Source organism: Streptomyces saintjeani (genome assembly GCF_055409605.1).
The window spans coordinates 2,923,226-2,942,868 of record NZ_CP189624.1; the positions used below are offsets into that span (position 1 = coordinate 2,923,226).

Sequence of the window (19,643 nt, forward strand, 5' to 3'; positions counted from 1 at the left end):
CCGCACAACGCGCGATGATCACGGGGGAACGATGAGCGGTGCTTTCGAGCCGTTGGAGGCCGGGGATCCGGTGGTGGTGGGGCCGTACCGGCTCACGGCGAAGCTCGGGGCCGGGGGGATGGGGGCGGTGTATCTGTCCCATACGCCCGGTGGGCATTCCGTCGCGGTCAAGACCGTGCGGCCCGAACTCGCCGAGAACGCCGAGTTCCGGCGGCGGTTCCGGCAGGAGGTGGAGGCCGCCCGGCGGGTGCAGGGGTTCTACACCGCGCCGGTCCTCGATCACGACGTGGACAGCGGGCAGCCCTGGCTGGCCACGGCGTACGTCGCGGGTCCCTCCCTCGCCGAAGCCGTCGGCAGGCACGGGCCCCTTCCGGTGTCCTCCGTCCTGCTGCTGCTCGCCGGGGTGGCGGAGGCGCTCTCCGCGATCCACGGTGCCGATGTCGTCCACCGGGACCTCAAGCCGTCGAACGTACTGCTCGCGGCGGACGGGCCTCGTGTCATCGACTTCGGGATCGCCCGGGCGTCCGACGCGACGTCCCTGACGGGGACCGGGGTCTCCCCGGGGACCCCGGCGTTCATGTCGCCCGAGCAGGCGGCGGGGAAGCGGGTGACACCGGCGTCGGACGTCTTCTCGCTGGGGCAGATCGGGGTGTTCGCGGCGACGGGGAGAGGGGCGTACGGGGACGGCTCGGCGCACGCGTTGCTGTACCGGATCGTGCACGAGACGCCCGACCTCACGGGGCTGCCCGCCGAACTCGCCTTCATCGCAAGGTGCTTGGCGAAGGACCCGGCGAGGCGGCCCACGCCGGCCGAGGTGATCGCGCTGTGCCAGGGCGCGTCGGCGACGCCGCTGAGGCAGTCGGGGGACTGGCTGCCGGCGGCGGTCGGGGCGGACATTCCGCTGAGGACTCCGGGGAACGCGGGGCCTGTTGAGCCGCAGGGGGTCGCAACGCCCACCGAAACACCGGGAGTTGCGGGGCCGGCCGGTACGCCGAGGATCGCGGGGCCTCTCGGTACGCCGGGAGTCGCGGGCTCTGCCGGGTCGCCGGGAAGTGCGGGGCCTCTCAGGGCGCCGACGCCTCAACCGCCCGTCCACCCCGCGTACAGCCCGCCCCAACACCCGTACACCCCCACCCACTTCGCGCCGACCGCGAACCCGAACCCCGTACCGACCCCACCTCCGCACCCGGCACCGGCCTGGCATCCCCCGCACCCCCGGCCCCGCCGCACCAAGACCTTCCTGGTCCTCGCCGCGGTCCTCGTCCCCCTGGCCGTCTGGGGCTCGAACCTCGTAGCCGACGCCGGTGACGGCTCGGCCGGGAACACCCCGGACCCGAAGGTCTCGGCCGGCCCCAGCGCCTCCGTGGCGCCTCCGACTCCCCACACCTACAAGAACATCGACATCCCCCTCGACTACTTCATCCGCTTCACCGACACCCCGCCGAAGCCGATGAACAACGGCGGCTCCACCCGCAACACCGAGGAGTCCGACTTCTACTTCTTCCAGGGGAACGACGACGAACTCATCGGCAGCGTGGGCCGCGAGGTCGTCGTCCTGGACGCGCAGCAGCAAGGCACGCTCCAGACCTGCCGGACGGACACCCGCTTCACCCGCGAACTCCCCCTCTCCCAAGTCCCCACGGGCACAAGGCTGTGCGTGCACTCCTCGGCCGGGAACATCGCGCTGATCACGTACCGGGGAAGCTCCCCGGCGTCGGACCCGAGCAGGTACGTCACGGTCGACGTCACGGTGTGGCGGAACGCGGAGAGCTAGGCCGCGTCCATCTCCCACATCAGCACCTCGGCGCCGCCGCCCACCGCGACCAGCTCCAACTCCCCCTCGGCGGACAGCCGCAGGGCGTCGCCGGCCGTCAACTCCGTCTCCGCGAGGCGGACTTCGCCGCGTACGACATGGACGTACCCATGTCCCGTGTGCGGAACGGCGATCCGTTCACCGGCGGTGGACAGGCGCCGTACGTGCAGCATCGCCCCCGCGCGGGGAACGGCGTACGGCGTCGAGTCGGCGATGCCCCGGACGATCTCGTACGAGGGGTCGCCGCCGGGGTCGAGGGGGGCCAGCCACATCTGGAGGAAGACCAACGGCACGTCCCCGGCGTTGCGTTCGACGTGGCGGACGCCGGCCGCCGAGGAGAGGCGCTGGACGTCGCCGGGCCGGACGACCGTCTCGTGGCCGGCGGAGTCGCGGTGGGTGAGTTCGCCGGAGACGACCCAGGTGACGATCTCGGTGTGGGAGTGGGGGTGTTCGTCGAAGCCGGCGCCGGGGGCGAGCCGTTCCTCGTTGCAGGCGATGAGCGCGCCGAAGCGGAGGTTGTCGGGGTCGTAGTGGGGGCCGAAGGAAAAAGAGTGCAAAGTCTCGATGCCCTGCCCGGCATCCCCGCCCCGGTAGCGCGCGTCCCCGCGCCGCACGTCCATCACCTCACCAAGGTATCCCGGCAGGGGGTCCCGGCCTCGCGCCCGCACGGCCACCGGCGCCCGCGCGCACCGGCCGACACCGACCCGGCCGTACGGATCAGGCGCCCCGGCCTCACGCCGCCCTGACCCCCACGCCCCATCCGGCCCGGCGCCCCGGCCTCGTACCACCCCACTCCCACACCCCATCCGGCCCGGCGCCCCGCACCTCCCCCATCCCCACACCTCACTCCGGCTCGATGCCCGGCCTCGTACCTCCCCCGTCCCCACACCCCCCTCCGCCCCGATGCCGACCCCCCGTCCGGCCCGGCACCCCCCTACCGTCCCCATCCGGACAGACCCCCCGCCCCCCGCCGCACCGCCCCGCCCGGATGAGGCACCCTTGGATCGTGCCCGAACCCAGATCCACCCCCCCGCCCCCCGCCGCCCCGGCCCACCCGCACCTCGCCACGTTGAAGCGGCTGGAGAGGTCGGCCGGATCGCTGGCCGCGCAGGCCATCACGCGGATGGACGAGAGCCTCTCGTGGTACCGGGCGATGCCCCCGGAGAACCGTTCCTGGATCGGCCTCGTCGCGCAGGCGGGCATCGCGGCGTTCACGGAGTGGTTCCGGCGTCCGGACGCCCCGCAGGCGATCTCGACGGACGTCTTCGGGACCGCGCCGAGGGAGCTGACGCGGGCGATCACGCTGCGGCAGACCGTCGAGATGGTCCGGACGACGATCGAGGTCATGGAGTCGGCCATCGACGAGGTGGCCGCGCCGGGCGACGAGGCGGTGCTCAGGGAGGCGTTGCTGGTGTACGCCCGGGAGATCGCGTTCGCGACCGCGCAGGTGTACGCGCAGGCCGCCGAGGCACGGGGTGCCTGGGACGCGCGCCTGGAGTCGCTCGTGGTGAACGCGGTCCTGAGCGGCGAGGCCGACGAGGGGGCCGTGTCGCGGGCCGCCGCGCTGGGCTGGAACGCCCCGGAGCACGTGTGCGTCGTCCTGGGCAAGGCTCCGGACGGCGACTCCGAGCTGACCGTGGAGGCGATCCGCCGCGCTTCCCGGCACGCCAAACTCCAGGTGCTGACCGGCGTGTTGGGCACCCGGCTCGTCGTCATCGCGGGCGGCAGCGACAACCCGCTCGCGGTCGCCAAGTCGCTGATCGGCCCGTTCGCGGCGGGCCCGGTGGTCGCGGGGCCCGTCGTACCGGACCTCCAGACGGCGACCCGCTCCGCGCAGGCGGCGGCGGCCGGGCTCAAGGCGTGTCTGGCCTGGCAGGACGCTCCCCGGCCGGTTCTGGCGGACGATTTGCTTCCGGAACGAGCGATGGCGGGCGATCCCACCGCGCGCGGTCAGTTGGTGGAGGAGATCTACAGACCGCTCGAAGAGGCCGGTTCCGCACTCCTGGAGACACTCTCCGTATATCTCGAACAGGCCAGTAGTCTCGAAGGCGCCGCCCGGATGCTCTTCGTCCATCCGAACACCGTGCGCTACCGGCTGCGACGTGTGACTGACGTCACCGGATGGTCACCCTCCGATGTACGCTCGGCCTTTACTCTGCGGATCGCGCTGATCCTGGGGCGCCTGGCCGACGGAGATCCCCAGACCTAGGCTTTTGTCGGGGCTCCACAAAACCCCCTGCTGTTCTTCGTCCCTGTCACCACGGGCGGCCGTGCCCGTCCCCAAGAGAGAGTGTGAGAGTGCTCGTACTCGTCGCTCCCGGCCAGGGCGCCCAGACGCCCGGCTTCCTGACCCCCTGGCTCGATCTCCCCGGTGTCTCCGACCAGCTCTCCGCCTGGTCCGAGGTCATCGGGCTCGACCTGGTGCACTACGGCACGAACGCCGACGCGGACGAGATCCGTGACACCGCCGTCGCCCAGCCGCTGCTGGTCGCGGCCGGGATCGTCTCCGGTGCGGCACTCGGTGCCATCACGCCGGGCGCGGTCGCCGGGCACAGCGTCGGCGAGCTGACGGCCGCCACGTGGGCGGGTGTCCTGACCCCCGAGGACGCGCTGTCCCTCGTCCGCAGGCGCGGTCTGGCGATGGCCGAGGCCGCCGCCGTCACCGAGACCGGTATGGCGGCGCTGCTCGGCGGCGAGCCCGAGGTGACCCTCCCGCATCTGGAGAAGCTGGGTCTCACCCCCGCGAACATCAACGGCGCGGGCCAGATCGTGGCGGCCGGTACGGCCGAGCAGATCGCGGCGCTGGTGGCGGACAAGCCGGAGGGGGTGCGGAAGGTCGTCGCGCTGAAGGTGGCGGGCGCGTTCCACACCCACCACATGGCTCCGGCGGTCTCCGCACTTGAGGAAGCCGCGCGGGCCCTCACCCCGGCCGACCCCACGGCTCCGTACGTCTCCAACAAGGACGGCAAGGCCGTCGCGACCGGCGCCGAGGTGCTGGAACGTCTCGTCGGCCAGGTCGCGAACCCGGTCCGCTGGGACCTGTGCATGGAGACGTTCAAGGAGCTGGGCGCCACCGCGATCATCGAGGCCGCCCCCGGCGGCACTCTGACCGGCCTCGCCAAGCGCGCCCTGCCCGACGTCCCGAGACTGGCCCTGAAGACCCCCGACGACCTCGACGCGGCCCGCGAGCTGATCGCGGAACACGGCGCCTGAGAGGAGATCCCGATGGCGAAGATCAAGCCCGGAAAGGGTCATCCGTACGCGCGCATCCTCGGTGTGGGCGGCTACCGCCCGACCCGTGTCGTACCGAACGAGGTCATCCTGGAGACGATCGACTCGTCCGACGAGTGGATCCGGTCGCGCTCCGGCATCGAGACCCGGCACTGGGCGAACGACGAGGAGACCGTCGCCGCCATGTCGGTGGAGGCGTCCGGCAAGGCGATCGCGGACGCGGGCATCACCGCCGAGCAGATCGGCGCGGTGGTCGTCTCGACCGTCTCGCACTTCAAGCAGACCCCGGCCGTCGCGACGGAGATCGCCGACAAGCTGGGGACGGACCGGGCCGCCGCGTTCGACATCTCGGCGGGCTGCGCGGGCTTCGGCTACGGCCTCACGCTCGCCAAGGGCATGATCGTCGACGGCAGCGCCGAGTACGTGCTGGTCATCGGCGTGGAACGGCTCTCCGACCTGACCGACCTGGAGGACCGGGCGACCGCCTTCCTGTTCGGTGACGGCGCCGGAGCCGTCGTCGTCGGCCCCTCGAAGGAGCCGGCGATCGGCCCGACGGTGTGGGGCTCGGAGGGCGACAAGTCCGAGACGATCAAGCAGACGGTGCCGTGGACGGACTACCGCGACGGCGTCGTCGACAAGTTCCCCGCCATCACGCAGGAGGGTCAGGCGGTCTTCCGCTGGGCCGTCTTCGAGATGGCCAAGGTCGCCCAGCAGGCGCTGGACGCGGCCGGCATCACCGCGAGCGAGCTCGACGTCTTCATTCCCCACCAGGCCAACGAGCGGATCATCGACTCGATGGTGAAGACGCTGAAGCTGCCGGAGCACGTCACGGTCGCGCGTGACGTACGCACCACCGGCAACACCTCGGCCGCCTCGATCCCGCTCGCTATGGAGCGGCTTCTGGCGACCGGGGAGGCGAAGAGCGGCGACACGGCACTCGTCATCGGTTTCGGGGCGGGTCTCGTGTACGCGGCGACGGTCGTTACCCTCCCCTAGGCACCCGTTGCCGGATCACGCGATCCCGCACCCGGCCGCGGTCAGCAGCACAGCCAAAACCCTCTGGAAGAAAAAGAAGGAGCGCCACCATGGCCGCCACTCAGGAAGAGATCGTCGAAGGTCTCGCGGAGATCGTGAACGAGATCGCCGGCATCCCGGTTGAGGACGTCCAGCTGGACAAGTCCTTCACCGACGACCTGGACGTCGACTCGCTGTCCATGGTCGAGGTCGTCGTCGCCGCCGAAGAGCGCTTCGACGTCAAGATCCCGGACGAGGACGTCAAGAACCTCAAGACCGTCGGCGACGCGACCGACTACATCCTCAAGAACCAGGGCTGACCCTCCCTGGGCTCTGAGCCTGTGGGGTGATTGCCCCGCCACCCGGCGGTGGCGCCGTTTCATCCTCGAAATTCCGTAGGAGAGAGAATTCCCGTGAGCCCGACCAATCGCACCGTGGTCGTCACCGGTATCGGCGCAACCACACCGCTGGGTGGCGACGCAGCCTCGACCTGGGAAGGTCTGATCGCCGGCAGGTCCGGCGTCAAGGCGCTGACCCAGGACTGGGCGGCCGACCAGGCCGTCAGGATCGCGGCCCCCGTCGCGGTGGACCCCTCCGAGGTGCTCCCCCGCCCGCAGGCCCGCAAGCTCGACCGCTCGGCGCAGTTCGCGCTGATCGCCGCGCAGGAGGCATGGGCCGACGCCGGCTTCACCGCCCGCGCCGGCGAGGACATGTCCGTCAACCCCGACCGGCTGGGCGCGGTCATCGCCTCCGGCATCGGCGGGGTGACGACGCTGCTCGACCAGCACGACGTGCTGAAGGAGAAGGGCGTACGCCGGGTCTCCCCGCACACCGTCCCCATGCTCATGCCGAACGGCCCCGCGGCCAACGTCGGCCTGTACGTCGGCGCCCGCGCCGGCGTCCACACGCCGGTCTCCGCCTGCGCCTCGGGCGCGGAGGCGATCGGCTACGCGATCGAGATGATCCGCACCGGCCGTGCGGACGTCGTCGTCGCCGGTGGCACGGAGGCGGCCATCCACCCGCTGCCGATCGCCGCGTTCGGCAACATGATGGCGATGTCCAAGAACAACGACGACCCGCAGGGCGCGTCCCGTCCGTACGACAAGGCGCGCGACGGGTTCGTCCTCGGCGAGGGCGCCGGCGTGATCGTCCTGGAGGCCGCCGAGCACGCGGCGGCGCGCGGCGCGCGGGTCTACGCCGAGGCCGTCGGGCAGGGCATCTCCGCCGACGCCCACGACATCGTGCAGCCGGAGCCGGGGGGGCGCGGCATCGCCGCCGCGCTGGGCCACCTGATGGCCTCCACCGACCTAGACCCGGCCGAGATCGTGCACGTGAACGCGCACGCCACCTCCACGCCGGCCGGTGACATCGCCGAACTCAAGGCGCTGCGCAAGGTGTTCGGGGACCACGCGGACCACTTCGCGGTGTCCGCGACCAAGTCGATGACCGGTCACCTCCTCGGTGGCGCCGGCGGTATCGAGTCGGTCGCGACCGTCCTCGCGCTGTACAACCGGATCGCGCCGCCGACCATCAACGTCGAGCACCTCGACCCGGAGGCGGAGGCCAACGCGGACGTCGTCCTCGGCGAGGCCCGCAAGCTGCCCGTCGAGGGCCGTATCGCCGCGCTCAACGATTCGTTCGGGTTCGGTGGACACAACGTGGTACTGGCGTTCCGGACGGTCTGAGAAGGCTCCGTACGACGCTGAAGGGTCCCAACCTCGCGGGGTTGGGACCCTTCTCGTGTACCGGGGGGGGGCTTGCGGTGTGACGATCAGACCACCTGGTGCAGCCACCGCACCGGCGCGCCCTCACCGGCGTACCGGAACGGCTCCAGCTCGTCGTCCCACGGCTTGCCGAGCAGCTTCGTGATCTCGGCCTCGATGTCGGTCTCACCGCGCTGGGACCTCAACAGGGCGGCTCTGAGCCGGTCCTCGGGGATCAGGATGTCGCCGTGGATGCCGGTGACCGCGTGGAAGATACCCAGGTCCGGTGTGCAGCTGTAGCGCTCGCCCTCGGCGCTCGCGCACGGTTCGGCCGTGACCTCGAAGCGCAGCATCTGCCAGCCCCGCAGCGCGGACGCGAGCTTGGACGCCGTACCGGCCTGGCCCTTGAAGGAGAACTCGGAGCGCCAGGTTCCGGGCGCGGCGGGCTGGCGGATCCAGTCGAGGTTGACGCGCGTGCCGAGCACCCCGGCGATGGCCCACTCGACGTGCGGGCACAGCGCACGCGGCGCGGAGTGCACGTACAGAACTCCACGTGTCGTCACCGGGACCTCCGGACAGAGCGGGACATCTTGCAGGGCTGGTTGAGCGGCGGCGGCGGGGCAGCCACGTTGATGGCGAGGCTACCGTGCGACGGGGTGAGGAGTGTGACGTACCGTCGGTCCAGATGCCCCGAAAGGCCCGCCATTCACTCGGCAGGACGCCTGTGCGGGTGGGGAACGTTCCGTGGATCACGTCAGAAGTCGGCAAGGAAATGTCCTGAAGACGGTCCGGGAACTCGGGTGCGTTGTACTAGGTGCGGGGGTCAGGGACCGGACGGCCGAAGGGACCAGTCGATCATGGGGACGACGCGAGGGCGGGGCGTGTTCGCCGGGGTGATGGCGGGGGTGTCGCTGACGGTGGCGGGATGTACGGGCGGGGTCGTGGGCGGGGGCGCTTCGGGCTCCGCGGCTCCTTCGGGGACGCGCGCGGGGGCGAAGCCGCCCCCGGTGTGGAACACGCGGCCGGGGTCGCTGGCGGCCGTCGGGGACTCCATCACGCGCGGGTTCGACGCGTGCGGGATCCTCCAGGACTGCCCGCAGGTGTCGTGGGCGACGGGCGACAGCGCGGACGTCGACTCGCTCGCGGTGCGGCTGCTGGGGCCCGCGAAGGCGACGACGCACAGCTGGAACTACGCCAGGACCGGCGCCCTGATGGCCGATCTGCCGGGCCAGATGGCGCAGGCGGGGACGCGCCGGCCGGAGCTGGTGACGGTCATGGCGGGGGCGAACGACGCGTGCCGGGACACGGTCGCGGCGATGACGCCGGTCGCGGCGTTCCGTACGTCGTTCGAGCAGTCGATGGCCGCGCTGCGGTCGGTGTCGCCCAACTCTCAGGTGTACGTGTCGAGCGTGCCCGATCTGAAGCGGCTGTGGTCCGAGGGGCTGACCAAGCCGCTCGGCAAGGTCGTCTGGAAGCTGGGGATCTGCCCGTCGATGCTGGCCGACGCGACCTCGGAGGACCAGGCGGCGGTCACCCGGCGGGACTCCGTGCAGGAGCGGGTGCGGGAGTACAACTCCGTGCTGGAGGAGGTCTGCGCGAAGGACCGGCGGTGCCGGTTCGACGGCGGGGCGGTGTACGACTTCCGGTTCGGGACGAAGCAGTTGAGCCGGTGGGACTGGTTCCATCCGAGCAAGGACGGGCAGGCGCGGCTGGCGGAGATCGCGTACGGCAAGGTGACGGCGCCGAAGGCGTGACTCCCGGGGACGGATCGGGCGGGCCTCGGGCAGGAAAGGGACGTGTTCGGGCAGGGATGCCGTGACTTAGGGTTTCGCTCATGAGCGAACACTTCGGAACACTTTCCGACGGCACCCCGGTGCACCGCTGGACCCTGGAGCGGGCCGGGACGCGGGTGCGGATCCTGTCGTACGGCGGGATCGTCCAGTCCGTCGAGGTCCCCGACCGGGACGGGCGTACGGACGGCGTGGTGCTGGGGTTCGCCGAACTCGCGGGGTACCTCGGCCATCCGGAGCCGTTCCTGGGCGCGTTGATCGGGCGGTACGCGAACCGGATCGCGGGGGCGCGGTTCGCGCTGGACGGGCGGGAGTATCCGCTGGCGGCCAACAACGCGCCGAACTCGCTGCACGGGGGGCCGGTGGGGTTCGACAAGGTGGTGTGGGAGACCGAGGAGGCCGGTCCGTACGGCGTGCGCCTCAGCCGTGTCTCCCCCGACGGCGAGGAGGGGTTCCCGGGGCGGCTGGACGTCTCGGTGACGTACGCGCTCGACGCGTCCGGTGCGCTGCGGATCTCGTACGAGGCGACGACCGACGCGCCGACCGTCGTGAACCTCACGAACCACAGCTACTTCAACCTCGCGGGGTCCGGCGTCGCGACCGACCACGAACTGCGCGTCGACGCCTCGCGGTACACGCCGGTCGACGCGACGCTGATCCCCACGGGCGAGCCGGCCGACGTCCTCGGCACGCGCTTCGACTTCCGTACGTCCCGCAAGGCGGGCGGCGGGTACGACCACAACTTCGTGCTGGACAAGGGGGTGACGGCCGAGGCGGAGGAGATCGCCGAGCTGCACGACCCGGCGTCGGGCCGGACCCTCACGGTGTCGACCACGGAACCCGGCATCCAGGTCTACACGGCCGACCATCTCTCGGCGCCCTTCGCGCCCTGCGAGGGGATCGCCCTGGAGACCCAGCACTTCCCGGACTCGCCGAACCGGCCGGACTTCCCGGGGACGGTGCTGCGGCCGGGCGAGGTGTACCGGTCGGAGACGGTGTACGGGTTCTCGGCACGGTGATCGCCTTCTCGGCGCGGTGATCGCCGGGCGGGGTTTCCTGCGGGGTGAACCCCGGTCCAGGGGTCAGGGTCCCGGACCGGGGCAGCTCCCGAGGGGAACCCCGTATCGCACGCTATCCGCTGTGCGGCGATTCCACCGTCCCCGGACGATCTACCCCCCTGGATTCCGAACGAACCCTTCACAACTTCCGTGCCCGGCCCCCTTCTGCACCATGGCGTAGACCACTCCTGTCACGGGATGATTCCGTGGTCCCGGCCCTCCCAGAAGGAACGGAAACCCCCACATGCCTTCCCTCCGCGTCCACTTCGGCGCTGTCAGTCTGGCCCTCCTCGCGGGCCTCGCCTCCCCCGTCGCCGCGAGCGCGGCACCGGCGCTCGCGCCGACCGTCGAGGAGCAGCGCCTCGACCGTGCCGTGCCTCAGGAGATCCTCGCCCGGTCCGGATTCGCCTCCGTGGCACCGGAGTTCGCGCGGGCGCTCGGCGGGGCGCGCGGCTATGCGCAGGCCCGTGCCGTCGTCGTGCGGGAGGGGTCGGCGCTGTGGCGGCGGGCGGTGGACCGTGCGCAGGGGCGGGGGCCGGTGGGCGGTGATCTGAGCCGGGGGGACGATCGGCCGCTGTACTGGGCTCGGTTGGGAATGACGCGTGAAGTGCGGGGCTGGGAGCCGTCGTTCGGGCTGAGCGCGGCGCAACGGGCCGCGCTGCTGGACGAGTTGGAGCGTACGTCCCGTGGGCAGACGGACATCGCCTACCCGGCCCGCGACAAGGGCCTCAAGCGCGTCCTCGTCACCGGGTTCGACCCCTTCACCCTCGACGCGGACATCCGTATCTCCAACCCGTCCGGCGCCACGGCGCTCGCGCTGGACGGCACGGTGATCCAGACCGCGCACGGGCCCGCCCGCATCGAGACGGCCGTCTTCCCTGTCCGCTGGCGGGACTTCACTGGGGGCACCTCCCAGGCTTTCGGCACTGGGGGAGGGACGGTCGAGCGTGCGTTGCGGCCTCACCTTCCCCAGGTCGACCTCTTCACCACCGTCAGCCAGGGCCGCGTGGGCCGCTTCGACATCGAGCGCACCAACGGCGCCTGGCGCGGCGGCTTCGGCGACAACGAGAACATCGGCCGCACGGAGACGATCCCGGTCACGGACCCGGCGACGCAGCCGCAGTGGACGACGACGACGCTCCCGTACGCGGCGATCGTCGCGGCCCGCACGGGCCCGTTCCCGGTGTACGACAACACGACGGTCACGGAGATCCCGGCGGGCGGCACGACGCCGGTGGAGCGCCCGGACGGCCCGACCCCGGGCTCAACTGCGCGCGAAGGAGGGGGCGGTGACTACCTGTCCAACGAAATCGCGTACCGGGCAACGCTGTTGAGGGACCGGCTGGGCCTGCACGACTCCCTGCCGGGAGGCCATGTGCACACGCCGGTACTGGAGTTCGGGGCGGGGAACACGACGGAGGTGACGGACCCGGAGTTCGTGAGGAACAGGGAGCAGATCGTGAGCCAGGTGAGGGAGATCGTACGAACGGCAGGTTCGTCGGTCTTCTAGGGGTCCGGGTGCCACGATGGCGCCGCGCCCGTCGTGGCACCCATCCCGTCGTGGCACCCTCTAATGCGCACCGCCCACCACCCGCACCTCCTCCGCCCCCGGCAGCTTCCCCCACCACCTCCCGTACCGCTTGTACGGATCGCCGCCTCTCCCCTCCAACAACCCCCACAACTCCCCCGCCTCAGCGGCGATCCCCTCCCACGCCTCCCCCGGGATCCGCCGAAACGCGCTCACCTCAAGTCCCCCGTCGACCACCCGCCACACCCCCGCGACCCGTCCGTCCACCAACACCGTGGGCAGCACATCCCCGTTGACCCGGATCACCACCCGCCGGTACTCCTCCGGCAGCACCCTCTCCCGCTCCGCATGCGCCAGCAACACGCTGTCCCACATGGGGAGAAGCCGGGGCGGCGCCACCGTGTCCGCATCGGGCCGCACCTCGCCGGGGACGTCGTAATAGACCACACCCCCAGGCCCGCTCAACCGCTCGACCTCGTCCCCGAGTTCCCGCAGCGCCTCCTTCACCGGCCCCTTGTACAGCAGCCCGAACCGCGCGACATCCGCAGCGGTCGCCGGGCCGAACGCGGCGAGGTAGCGAAGGATCAGCTCCCGCAGCCCCACGGGATCCGGCACCCGGTCGGTGTACGGGAAGGCTCCCCCGACCGGCGCCGCGACGTACGCGTTGCGCGGTCCCCCGAAGGCCCAGGGCCCGCCGGTGGGGACATGGAGCAGCGGCGCGTACGCCCGCAGCCCCCACCAGGCCCCCGCCGCCTTCTCCGCGCCGAGCCGCTCGCCGAGCCACTCCTCGACGTCGGTCGACACACGGGGCCGGGACGTGAACTCCAGCAGCTCCGGCACGATCCGGTTCGCGTCGGCGGGGGTGAGCCCGGCTTCGGCGAAGGCGTAGCCGAGGCGCGCGGCGTACAGGGTCTGCTGCACGGCGCCGCGCAGGGTGAGGTGATCGTCGGCGTGGACGGCGTGCAGCGTGATCCGCATCAGCGTCGCCTTGACGACGGTCTGTTCGGCGAACGCCGTGTCCAGTTCGGCGGGGTCGAAACCGGCGATCCGGTTCCACAGGGCGATGTAGGGGGACGCGGCCTGTTGGGCCTGGAGCGCGAGGGTGAGCCGTACCGCCTCGGGGACGGTCAGCGGTTCGCGGCGAAGGAGGAGTTGCCGCGCGAGGGTGGCGCGGCCGAGCGCGCGGGGGCTGAGGTCGGTCAAGCGGCGTTCACCTCCGTGTCGTCGTCCTGGTGGTCCTCTCGGCGGTTCTCCTCGTCGAGCAGGTGCCGGGCCATGAGGGTCGCTCCGGCGACCGCGCCCGGCATGAGGAAGACGGCGACGACGGGGACGAGGAAGGCGATCCCCAGGGGTGTACCGAACCCCCAGACGAGCAGCTTGCGGGAGCGCAGCAGGCCGAGGCGGGTGCGCAGGTCGATGCCCCGGCGCTGGAGGGCTACGGCGGTCAGTTCCTCCGTGAGGAAGAAGCCGGTGACGAAGAAGCCGATCACGGGGACGACGGTCTGGCCGACGACGGGGAGGAAGCCGAGGCCGAAGAGGAGGACGCTCCACAGGCCCGCGCGCAGGAGGACGCGGAGGCTGTCGCGGGCGGAGATCAGGAGGTCGCGCCAGAGGGGGAGGCCGGACTCGGGGGCGGTGCCGTCGGCGGAGACGTCCCTGTCGACGCTCTCGGAGAGGCTCTCGTAGAACGGCTGGCCGATCAGCAGCGTGACGGCCGTGAACGTGAGGACCGCGAGGAGCAGCGCGAGGGCGAACAGGACGACCGTGAGGAAGCCGCGGAAGAGGCCCTGCCAGGGGCTGGACCAGTCGTCGGCGAAGGGCGTCGCCCAGGAGACGAGGTCGCCGCCCCACATGATCAGGGAGGCGAGGGCCGCGACGTACAGCACGAGCGTGATCAGGCCGGGGATCAGGCCGAAGCCGTACTGCCTCCCGTGCCCGGCCACCCACCGCTGGCCCTGCACCAGATACCCGAAACCCGCCCCAAGATCGCGCATGGGAAAACTCTATCGGCCGCCACTGACAACGCCCTCCCCTTCCCCGGCGCTCTCCTCGGGCTCGCCGATCATGCGGCGCAGCAGGCCGCGCAGGACCTCCCGCTCGGTCCGGGTGAGCTCCGCGAAGGGTTCGTGCGCGAAGCGCAGCGAGTCGCGCAGGTCGCGGGCGACCTTGCGGCCCTCGTCGGTGGCTGCGGCGAGCTTGACGCGGCGGTCGGCGGGCGCGGGGCGGCGCTCGACGAGGCCGCGGGTTTCGAGGCGGTCGACGATGCCCGTGACGTTCGACGGCTCGCACTTCAGGCGCTCGGCGATCTTGCGCATGGGGAGCGGTTCGAGGACGAGGAGGCTGAGCAGGCGGGCCTGCGCGCCCGTGAGGGAGTGTTCCGTGGCCGCCGAGTCGTAGTCGTCGTGGAAGCGGGCCACGACCTCGCCGATGAGCTCGATGACTTCCACGGTGAGGGGGTCGTAGCGGCGGATGCTGTCTGTGGCCATGCTCACCAGGGTACCCCGATACTTGACAACATGAAATATCCAGGAGCATGGTTGTTTCAGGCAGTGAAATAAATGCTCGTGAAGCGAACGCTTGTGAAGCAGTCCAAGGAAGGGTCCCCCATGCTCAACCGTGAATGGCACCTGCTCAGCCGTCCCGTCGGCTGGCCGAAGACCGAGGACTTCGCCCTGGTCGAGGCGGAGGTCCGCCAGCCCGGTGAGGGGCAGGTGCTGGTCCGGAACAAGTACCTGTCGGTGGACCCGTACATGCGCGGGCGCATGAGCGCCGCGAAGTCGTACACCGCCCCGTTCGAGCTGGGCAAGGCCATGCAGGGCGGCGCGGTCGGCGAGGTCGTCGCGTCGAACGCGGAGGGCATCGCGGCCGGCGACCACCTCCTGCACTTCGGCGGCTGGCGCGAGTACGCGACGTTCGACGCGAAGCAGTCCGTCAAGGTCGACCCCGAGGCCGCGCCGCTCTCCACGTACCTGGGCGCGCTCGGCATGACCGGCCTCACCGCGTACGCGGGCCTGCTGCGCACCGGCGCCTTCAAGGAGGGCGACTCCGTCTTCGTCTCCGGCGCGGCGGGCGCGGTCGGCAGCCAGGTCGGCCAGATCGCCAAGCTGAAGGGCGCCTCCCGGGTCATCGGCTCCGCCGGGTCCGACGAGAAGGTCAAGCTCCTCGTCGAGGAGTACGGCTTCGACGCCGCGTTCAACTACAAGACCGGCAAGGTCTCCGACCTGCTGCACGAGGCCGCGCCGGACGGGGTCGACGTCTACTTCGACAACGTCGGCGGCGACCACCTCGAAGCCGCCATCGGCGCCCTCAACCTCGGCGGGCGGATCGCCGTCTGCGGCATGATCTCGATCTACAACAACACCGAGCCGGCTCCCGGCCCCCGCAACCTCGCCCGTCTCATCCAGACCCGGGGCCGCATCGAGGGCTTCCTCGTCAGCGACCACAGCGACCTCCAGCCCGAGTTCGTCGCCGAGGTCGCCCCCTGGATCGCCTCCGGCGCCCTCAAGTACCGCGAGACGGTCACCGAGGGCATCGAGAGCACCCTCGACGCGTTCCTCGGCGTCCTGCGCGGCGACAACATCGGCAAGATGGTCGTCAAGGTCTGACCGCTCCGGACCGCAGAAGGCCGCATCCCTGGACATGGGGTGCGGCCTTCGTGCGTACGTGTGCGAGCCGTGGTGATTTCCGTGCCCTCTTGTTGCCGTTGAGTCGAACAGGTACATCTCGCCGTACCGATCCGAGGAGGTACGCGTGAGGAGCACGAGAACCACCCCTGTCAGACCTTTGCTGATCGCCGGCGTCGTAGGAGCCGTGGCGGGTTCGTTTCTGTTGGGGCCGGGAACGGCCAGTGCGGAGAACGAACGGCCCAGCAGGGAACGGGAGTTCACCGGGGATGCCGCCAAGTCGGGGGCGGAGGCCGCCCGTCGGGCGCTCGGGGCGCCTGTCGCCGCGTCGGGGAAGGACATCCGGGGGTATCCCCGGCGGACGGCGCTCTCGCCGGACCCCGTCAACTCCGGTGACAAATCCATCAAGTTGGGGCTCACGCCGTATCACGCGATCGCGGCCAGGCTGAACTCGCTCCAGCGGCTGGGCGATCGGGTGAGTGTGGAGGTCACCGGGCGGTCGGCGGGCGGGCATCGGCTGTATCTGGTGACCGTGACCGCGCCGGAGAGTGCCGCGCAGGCGCGGACGCAGGAGCGCACCCGGCGGCTGATCGAGGACGCGAAGGTGTCCTGGGCGGGGCAGGTCGCCGGGTACAAGGCGCCCGTCTTCTTCAACAGCAACATCCACGGCAACGAGTGGGAGGGCACCGACGCCTCCCTGAAGGTGATCGAGCGGCTCGCGACGGCGAACGACGCCCGGACGAAGGATCTCCTCGCCCACACCCGGCTGTACTTCAACGTCACCGCCAACCCGGACGGCCGTATCGCCGGCACCCGCGCGAACGCGAACGGCTTCGACCTGAACCGCGACTTCGTGACGGCCTCGCAGCCGGAGACCAGGGCGATGCGGCAGATCCAGATCGACAAGCAGCCGGCGGTCATGCTGGACCTGCACGGGTACGTGAACGGCACCCTGATCGAGCCGACCACTCCCCCGCACGGCGAGAACTACGAGTACGACCTGTTCCTGAAGAACACGTACGCGAACGCCCTCGGCATGGAGAAGTCCGTCAACTCCCTGGGCTACACGCCCAGTCGGGACGGAGTCGAACCCGCGCAGATCCCGTTCCGCGACCAGCGGGAGGGCTGGGACGACTGGCCGCCCATCTTCACCCCGCAGTACGCGGCCTTCCACGGCACGGTCGCCGCGCACACGGTCGAGATCCCGCTCACGGTCAACAACTCGGCGTACAACCTGCCCGTCGAGGAACTCCGGCGGCGCAGCGGCATCAACACCGCGGTCGCCGGCGCCGCCATCGACGCCACCCTCGACTTCGTCCGCACCCGCCGCGCCCAGCTGATCGCCGACCAGATCGAGGTCTTCCGGCGCGGCGCGAGAGGCGCGGCGCAGACCCCGGTCTCCCCCGCAACCGTCCCCGGCGTACCGGGAATCGGCCCGGAGGACGTCTACACGACGACGTTCCCGCGCGCGTACGTCATCCCGTCCGGCACGACGGCGGCGGCCCGCCTGGTCGACCACCTCATCGCCAACGACGTACGCGTCACCCGCGCCAACTCCCCGGCGGGCGCCTACCTCGTGGACATGCGCCAGCCCAAACGCGGCCTGGCGAACGCCCTGTTGGCCGACGGCCGCGACATCAGCGGCAAGGTCACGACGATGTACGACATCTCGGGCTGGAGCCTGGGCCGCCTGTGGGGCGCGAAGGCCGAACCGGTCACCACGGGCCGCCTCCCCGCAGCGCACGCCATCTCCCGTGCGGCACCGGTGAGTTCGGTCCCGTCCTACGGCAACCTCCGGCTGCGCCTGGCCGACCCGAACGCGTACGCGGCCCTCAACTCCCTGCTGAAGCAAGGCGTTTCGGTACGGCGGGACAGCGCCGCCGGCGTCGTCGTCCCCGCGTCCGCCCGCCGTGCGGCCCTGGCAGCCGCCCGCGCCCACGACGTCGCTTTCACCGCGACGCCGTTCACCGGCACGGCCCCGCTGCACCGGGTCCGCGTCGCCGCCGCCGTCACCTCCGGGGAGCTGTTCGCCCTGCGGGAGATGGGCTTCGAGGTGACGCCGGTCTCGACCGAGATCCTCAACGCGGGCTTCAACTGGTCTTCCGTGGACGTCCTGTTCGCGTCGGCCGGGCTCGACCACGCCCGCCTGAACGCGGACGCGAGGAGCGCGCTGGACACGTTCCTGGCGGGGCACGGGCTGGTCGGCCGGGGCGTCGTCGGGGCTGAAGTCAACGCCGGGGCGGGGCTGTTGGCGGTGACCGCCGTCGAGGGCAACGAGGACGCCAACGGGGTTGTCCGCGTGGCGAGTTCTTCCTCGAAGGGATACGCGTTCGCGTACGCCCCGGTCTGGTTCACCGGCCTCGGCGCGGGGGTGCGCGTCGAGGAGTCGTACGCCGCCGGGAACCCGCTCCTCTCCGGCCACTGGCGGGCGCGGGCCGACGGCACCGGCGGTCCGGCCGCCGCGGCCGGGCGGCCGTCGGTCGTGAGCGGGCCGCATGCCGTCCTGTTCGGCACGGAACCCCTCTTCAGGGATCATCCGAAGGGGGAATTCCCCCAGGTCGCACAGGCTTTGTTCACCATGGCACACGCAAGCGGTCTGGTTGAGGAGAGCGGATGACCCTGGAGATCCACGGCACCGTAGCGGACGGTTTCACGTCCGTACGGGAAGAGTTCGCCGCGTTCGTGGCGACCGAACGGCCCGACTACGAGGGCCAGTTGTGCGCGTACGCGGACGGCCGCAGAGTGGTCGACCTGTGGGCCGGCGAGGAGGCCGGGCCCGACTCCCTGTACGGGGTGTTCTCGTCGACGAAGGGCGCCGCGCACCTGGTCCTCGCGCTGCTCGTCCAGGACGGCACGCTGGAGCTGGACCGCAAAGTCACCTACTACTGGCCGGAGTTCGCCGCCGAGGGCAAGGGTCAGCTGACCCTGCGGGACCTGGTCACGCACCGCGCGGGCGTGGTCGGTCTGGACGCCGGTTTCTCGGACGCGGAGCTGGCCGACGACCGACTGCTCGCCGAACGCCTCGCCGACCAGCGGCCGTTCTGGCGGCCCGGCACGGCGTTCGGGTATCACGCCCTGGTGATCGGGGCGTTGACGGGCGAGGTGGTGCGCCGGGCGACCGGCCGCAGCCTTCAGGAAGTGTACGAGGACCGGGTGCGGGGGCCGTACGGGCTCGACTTCTTCCTCGGGCTGCCGGCGGCGCTGGAACCGCGCTTCCGGTCCGTGCAGCCGATGCTGCCGACTCCCAAGCAGCAGGCGGAACTCGACGCGGTTCCCCGCGACCCGCACTCCCTGGCGTCCATCGCGTTCAACACGCACGTGCCGGACCCCGGGGACCTCGTCTCGTACGCCAACTCCCGTGCCGTGCGCGCCAAGGGGCCCGCCTCGGCGGGTGGCGTCGGCGCCGCGCGGGGGCTCGCGGGGATGTACGCGGCGGTGCTGTTCGAGGTGGACGGGAGGCCTCCGCTGCTGAAGCCGGACACGATCGCCGAGGTCGGGCAGATCCACTCCACGGGGTACGACCTGGTGGCGCGGACGCACAAATCGTTCGGGCTCGGGTTCCAGGCGGTCGCCGACAGCGCGTACCCGTTCCTCGGCGCCGGCTCCTTCGGGCACAGCGGCGCCGCGGGGTCCCAGGCGTTCGCCGATCCGCGCGGGGGGTTCGCCTACGGGTACACCCGGCGCCGGATGGCGTTCCCGGGCGGGGCGGCGCCGGAGAACGAGCGGCTGGTGCGGGCGGTGCACGAGGCGGTGCTCGCGATGTGAGGCACGGCGCCTCGCGGACACGGCGCCTCAAGCGGGGCGCTTCGGCCTCAAGCGCGGCGCCTCAAGCGGGGCGCCTCAAGTCTCAGGACCGTACGTAGGCCGTACCCCGGTACCCCCG

General features: G+C 71.4%; 17 protein-coding genes. 12 read left to right on the plus strand and 5 right to left on the minus strand.

The annotated features are described in order from the left end of the window. Positions 1-31 precede the first annotated feature (31 nt). Complete coding sequence (locus ACQCO7_RS13060) at positions 32-1,774, plus strand: serine/threonine protein kinase (protein ID WP_464071985.1); 1,743 nt, start codon at positions 32-34, stop codon at positions 1,772-1,774. On the opposite strand, the gene ACQCO7_RS13065 is transcribed toward ACQCO7_RS13060, so the two are convergent. Continuing rightward, positions 1,771-2,433: a pirin family protein gene (locus ACQCO7_RS13065; protein WP_464071986.1), complete on the minus strand. Its 663-nt coding sequence runs from the start codon at positions 2,431-2,433 to the stop codon at positions 1,771-1,773. The two genes, ACQCO7_RS13060 and ACQCO7_RS13065, sit on opposite strands and share 4 nt — an antisense overlap. A gap of 368 nt (positions 2,434-2,801) precedes the next feature. Here ACQCO7_RS13065 and ACQCO7_RS13070 point away from each other — a divergent pair, with 368 nt between their 5' ends. The 5 genes from ACQCO7_RS13070 to ACQCO7_RS13090 all read left to right on the plus strand — a co-directional run bounded on the left by ACQCO7_RS13070 (position 2,802) and on the right by ACQCO7_RS13090 (position 7,743). After that, entirely contained in the window at positions 2,802-4,022 is a 1,221-nt protein-coding gene (locus tag ACQCO7_RS13070; protein WP_464071987.1) for a PucR family transcriptional regulator, read from the plus strand. Between the two features lie 89 nt (positions 4,023-4,111). Then, positions 4,112-5,026, plus strand: coding sequence for an ACP S-malonyltransferase (locus tag ACQCO7_RS13075; RefSeq protein ID WP_464071988.1), 915 nt, complete (start codon positions 4,112-4,114; stop codon positions 5,024-5,026). Positions 5,027-5,038: 12 nt separating this feature from the next. Further along, a complete protein-coding gene (locus ACQCO7_RS13080) occupies positions 5,039-6,040 on the plus strand; it encodes a beta-ketoacyl-ACP synthase 3 (RefSeq protein ID WP_464071989.1) in 1,002 nt (333 codons plus the stop codon). Between the two features lie 89 nt (positions 6,041-6,129). Continuing rightward, positions 6,130-6,378 carry an acyl carrier protein gene (locus ACQCO7_RS13085; RefSeq protein ID WP_010354715.1) on the plus strand — a complete coding sequence of 83 codons (249 nt, stop codon included), beginning with the start codon at positions 6,130-6,132 and terminating at the stop codon, positions 6,376-6,378. A 93-nt stretch (positions 6,379-6,471) separates the two neighbouring features. After that, the gene (locus ACQCO7_RS13090) at positions 6,472-7,743 is read left to right on the plus strand and encodes a beta-ketoacyl-[acyl-carrier-protein] synthase family protein (RefSeq protein WP_464071990.1); all 1,272 of its coding nucleotides are present in this window, start codon (positions 6,472-6,474) and stop codon (positions 7,741-7,743) included. Positions 7,744-7,829: 86 nt separating this feature from the next. On the opposite strand, the gene ACQCO7_RS13095 is transcribed toward ACQCO7_RS13090, so the two are convergent. Continuing rightward, positions 7,830-8,324 (minus strand): DUF3145 domain-containing protein, encoded by a 495-nt coding sequence (locus tag ACQCO7_RS13095; RefSeq protein ID WP_010354717.1) that lies wholly within the window; start codon positions 8,322-8,324, stop codon positions 7,830-7,832. Positions 8,325-8,618: 294 nt separating this feature from the next. Here ACQCO7_RS13095 and ACQCO7_RS13100 point away from each other — a divergent pair, with 294 nt between their 5' ends. From ACQCO7_RS13100 to ACQCO7_RS13110, 3 genes are all read left to right on the plus strand, one after another. Continuing rightward, on the plus strand, positions 8,619-9,515 hold the full coding sequence (locus ACQCO7_RS13100) for an SGNH/GDSL hydrolase family protein (RefSeq protein WP_464071991.1): 897 nt from the start codon (positions 8,619-8,621) through the stop codon (positions 9,513-9,515). A gap of 80 nt (positions 9,516-9,595) precedes the next feature. After that, positions 9,596-10,570, plus strand: coding sequence for an aldose epimerase family protein (locus tag ACQCO7_RS13105; RefSeq protein WP_464071992.1), 975 nt, complete (start codon positions 9,596-9,598; stop codon positions 10,568-10,570). Positions 10,571-10,853: 283 nt separating this feature from the next. Then, the gene (locus ACQCO7_RS13110; protein ID WP_464071993.1) at positions 10,854-12,119 is read left to right on the plus strand and encodes a pyroglutamyl-peptidase I; all 1,266 of its coding nucleotides are present in this window, start codon (positions 10,854-10,856) and stop codon (positions 12,117-12,119) included. 60 nt (positions 12,120-12,179) lie between these two features. Here ACQCO7_RS13110 and ACQCO7_RS13115 read toward each other — a convergent pair whose 3' ends face one another. Genes ACQCO7_RS13115 through ACQCO7_RS13125 form a run of 3 tightly spaced genes read right to left on the minus strand, consistent with a single transcriptional unit; the run spans position 12,180 to position 14,623 of the window. Further along, positions 12,180-13,340: a winged helix DNA-binding domain-containing protein gene (locus tag ACQCO7_RS13115; protein WP_464071994.1), complete on the minus strand. Its 1,161-nt coding sequence runs from the start codon at positions 13,338-13,340 to the stop codon at positions 12,180-12,182. Next, positions 13,337-14,131 (minus strand): EI24 domain-containing protein, encoded by a 795-nt coding sequence (locus ACQCO7_RS13120; protein WP_464071995.1) that lies wholly within the window; start codon positions 14,129-14,131, stop codon positions 13,337-13,339. Before ACQCO7_RS13120 ends, ACQCO7_RS13115 begins: the two co-directional genes overlap by 4 nt. 9 nt (positions 14,132-14,140) lie before the next feature. Continuing rightward, positions 14,141-14,623, minus strand: a complete 483-nt coding sequence (locus ACQCO7_RS13125; protein ID WP_464071996.1) for a MarR family winged helix-turn-helix transcriptional regulator — start codon at positions 14,621-14,623, stop codon at positions 14,141-14,143. Between the two features lie 120 nt (positions 14,624-14,743). Here ACQCO7_RS13125 and ACQCO7_RS13130 point away from each other — a divergent pair, with 120 nt between their 5' ends. The 3 genes from ACQCO7_RS13130 to ACQCO7_RS13140 all read left to right on the plus strand — a co-directional run bounded on the left by ACQCO7_RS13130 (position 14,744) and on the right by ACQCO7_RS13140 (position 19,525). After that, on the plus strand, positions 14,744-15,742 hold the full coding sequence (locus ACQCO7_RS13130; protein WP_464071997.1) for an NADP-dependent oxidoreductase: 999 nt from the start codon (positions 14,744-14,746) through the stop codon (positions 15,740-15,742). A gap of 145 nt (positions 15,743-15,887) precedes the next feature. Next, positions 15,888-18,377, plus strand: a complete 2,490-nt coding sequence (locus tag ACQCO7_RS13135) for a M14 family zinc carboxypeptidase (RefSeq protein WP_464071998.1) — start codon at positions 15,888-15,890, stop codon at positions 18,375-18,377. After that, on the plus strand, positions 18,374-19,525 hold the full coding sequence (locus ACQCO7_RS13140) for a serine hydrolase domain-containing protein (protein WP_464071999.1): 1,152 nt from the start codon (positions 18,374-18,376) through the stop codon (positions 19,523-19,525). Before ACQCO7_RS13135 ends, ACQCO7_RS13140 begins: the two co-directional genes overlap by 4 nt. Positions 19,526-19,643: the final 118 nt, after the last annotated feature.

What these genes read in the sequence shown, in the direction of transcription:
- ACQCO7_RS13105 (WP_464071992.1), top strand. Translation starts at nt 9,596, where the DNA reads ATGAGCGAACACTTCGGAACACTTTCCGACGGCACCCCGGTGCACCGC.
- ACQCO7_RS13140 (WP_464071999.1), top strand. Translation starts at nt 18,374, where the DNA reads ATGACCCTGGAGATCCACGGCACCGTAGCGGACGGTTTCACGTCCGTA.
- ACQCO7_RS13130 (WP_464071997.1), top strand. Translation starts at nt 14,744, where the DNA reads ATGCTCAACCGTGAATGGCACCTGCTCAGCCGTCCCGTCGGCTGGCCG.
- ACQCO7_RS13080 (WP_464071989.1), top strand. Translation starts at nt 5,039, where the DNA reads ATGGCGAAGATCAAGCCCGGAAAGGGTCATCCGTACGCGCGCATCCTC.
- ACQCO7_RS13060 (WP_464071985.1), top strand. Translation starts at nt 32, where the DNA reads ATGAGCGGTGCTTTCGAGCCGTTGGAGGCCGGGGATCCGGTGGTGGTG.
- ACQCO7_RS13125 (WP_464071996.1), bottom strand. Translation starts at nt 14,623, where the DNA reads ATGGCCACAGACAGCATCCGCCGCTACGACCCCCTCACCGTGGAAGTC.
- ACQCO7_RS13070 (WP_464071987.1), top strand. Translation starts at nt 2,802, where the DNA reads ATGAGGCACCCTTGGATCGTGCCCGAACCCAGATCCACCCCCCCGCCC.
- ACQCO7_RS13100 (WP_464071991.1), top strand. Translation starts at nt 8,619, where the DNA reads ATGGGGACGACGCGAGGGCGGGGCGTGTTCGCCGGGGTGATGGCGGGG.
- ACQCO7_RS13120 (WP_464071995.1), bottom strand. Translation starts at nt 14,131, where the DNA reads ATGCGCGATCTTGGGGCGGGTTTCGGGTATCTGGTGCAGGGCCAGCGG.
- ACQCO7_RS13085 (WP_010354715.1), top strand. Translation starts at nt 6,130, where the DNA reads ATGGCCGCCACTCAGGAAGAGATCGTCGAAGGTCTCGCGGAGATCGTG.
- ACQCO7_RS13110 (WP_464071993.1), top strand. Translation starts at nt 10,854, where the DNA reads ATGCCTTCCCTCCGCGTCCACTTCGGCGCTGTCAGTCTGGCCCTCCTC.
- ACQCO7_RS13065 (WP_464071986.1), bottom strand. Translation starts at nt 2,433, where the DNA reads ATGGACGTGCGGCGCGGGGACGCGCGCTACCGGGGCGGGGATGCCGGG.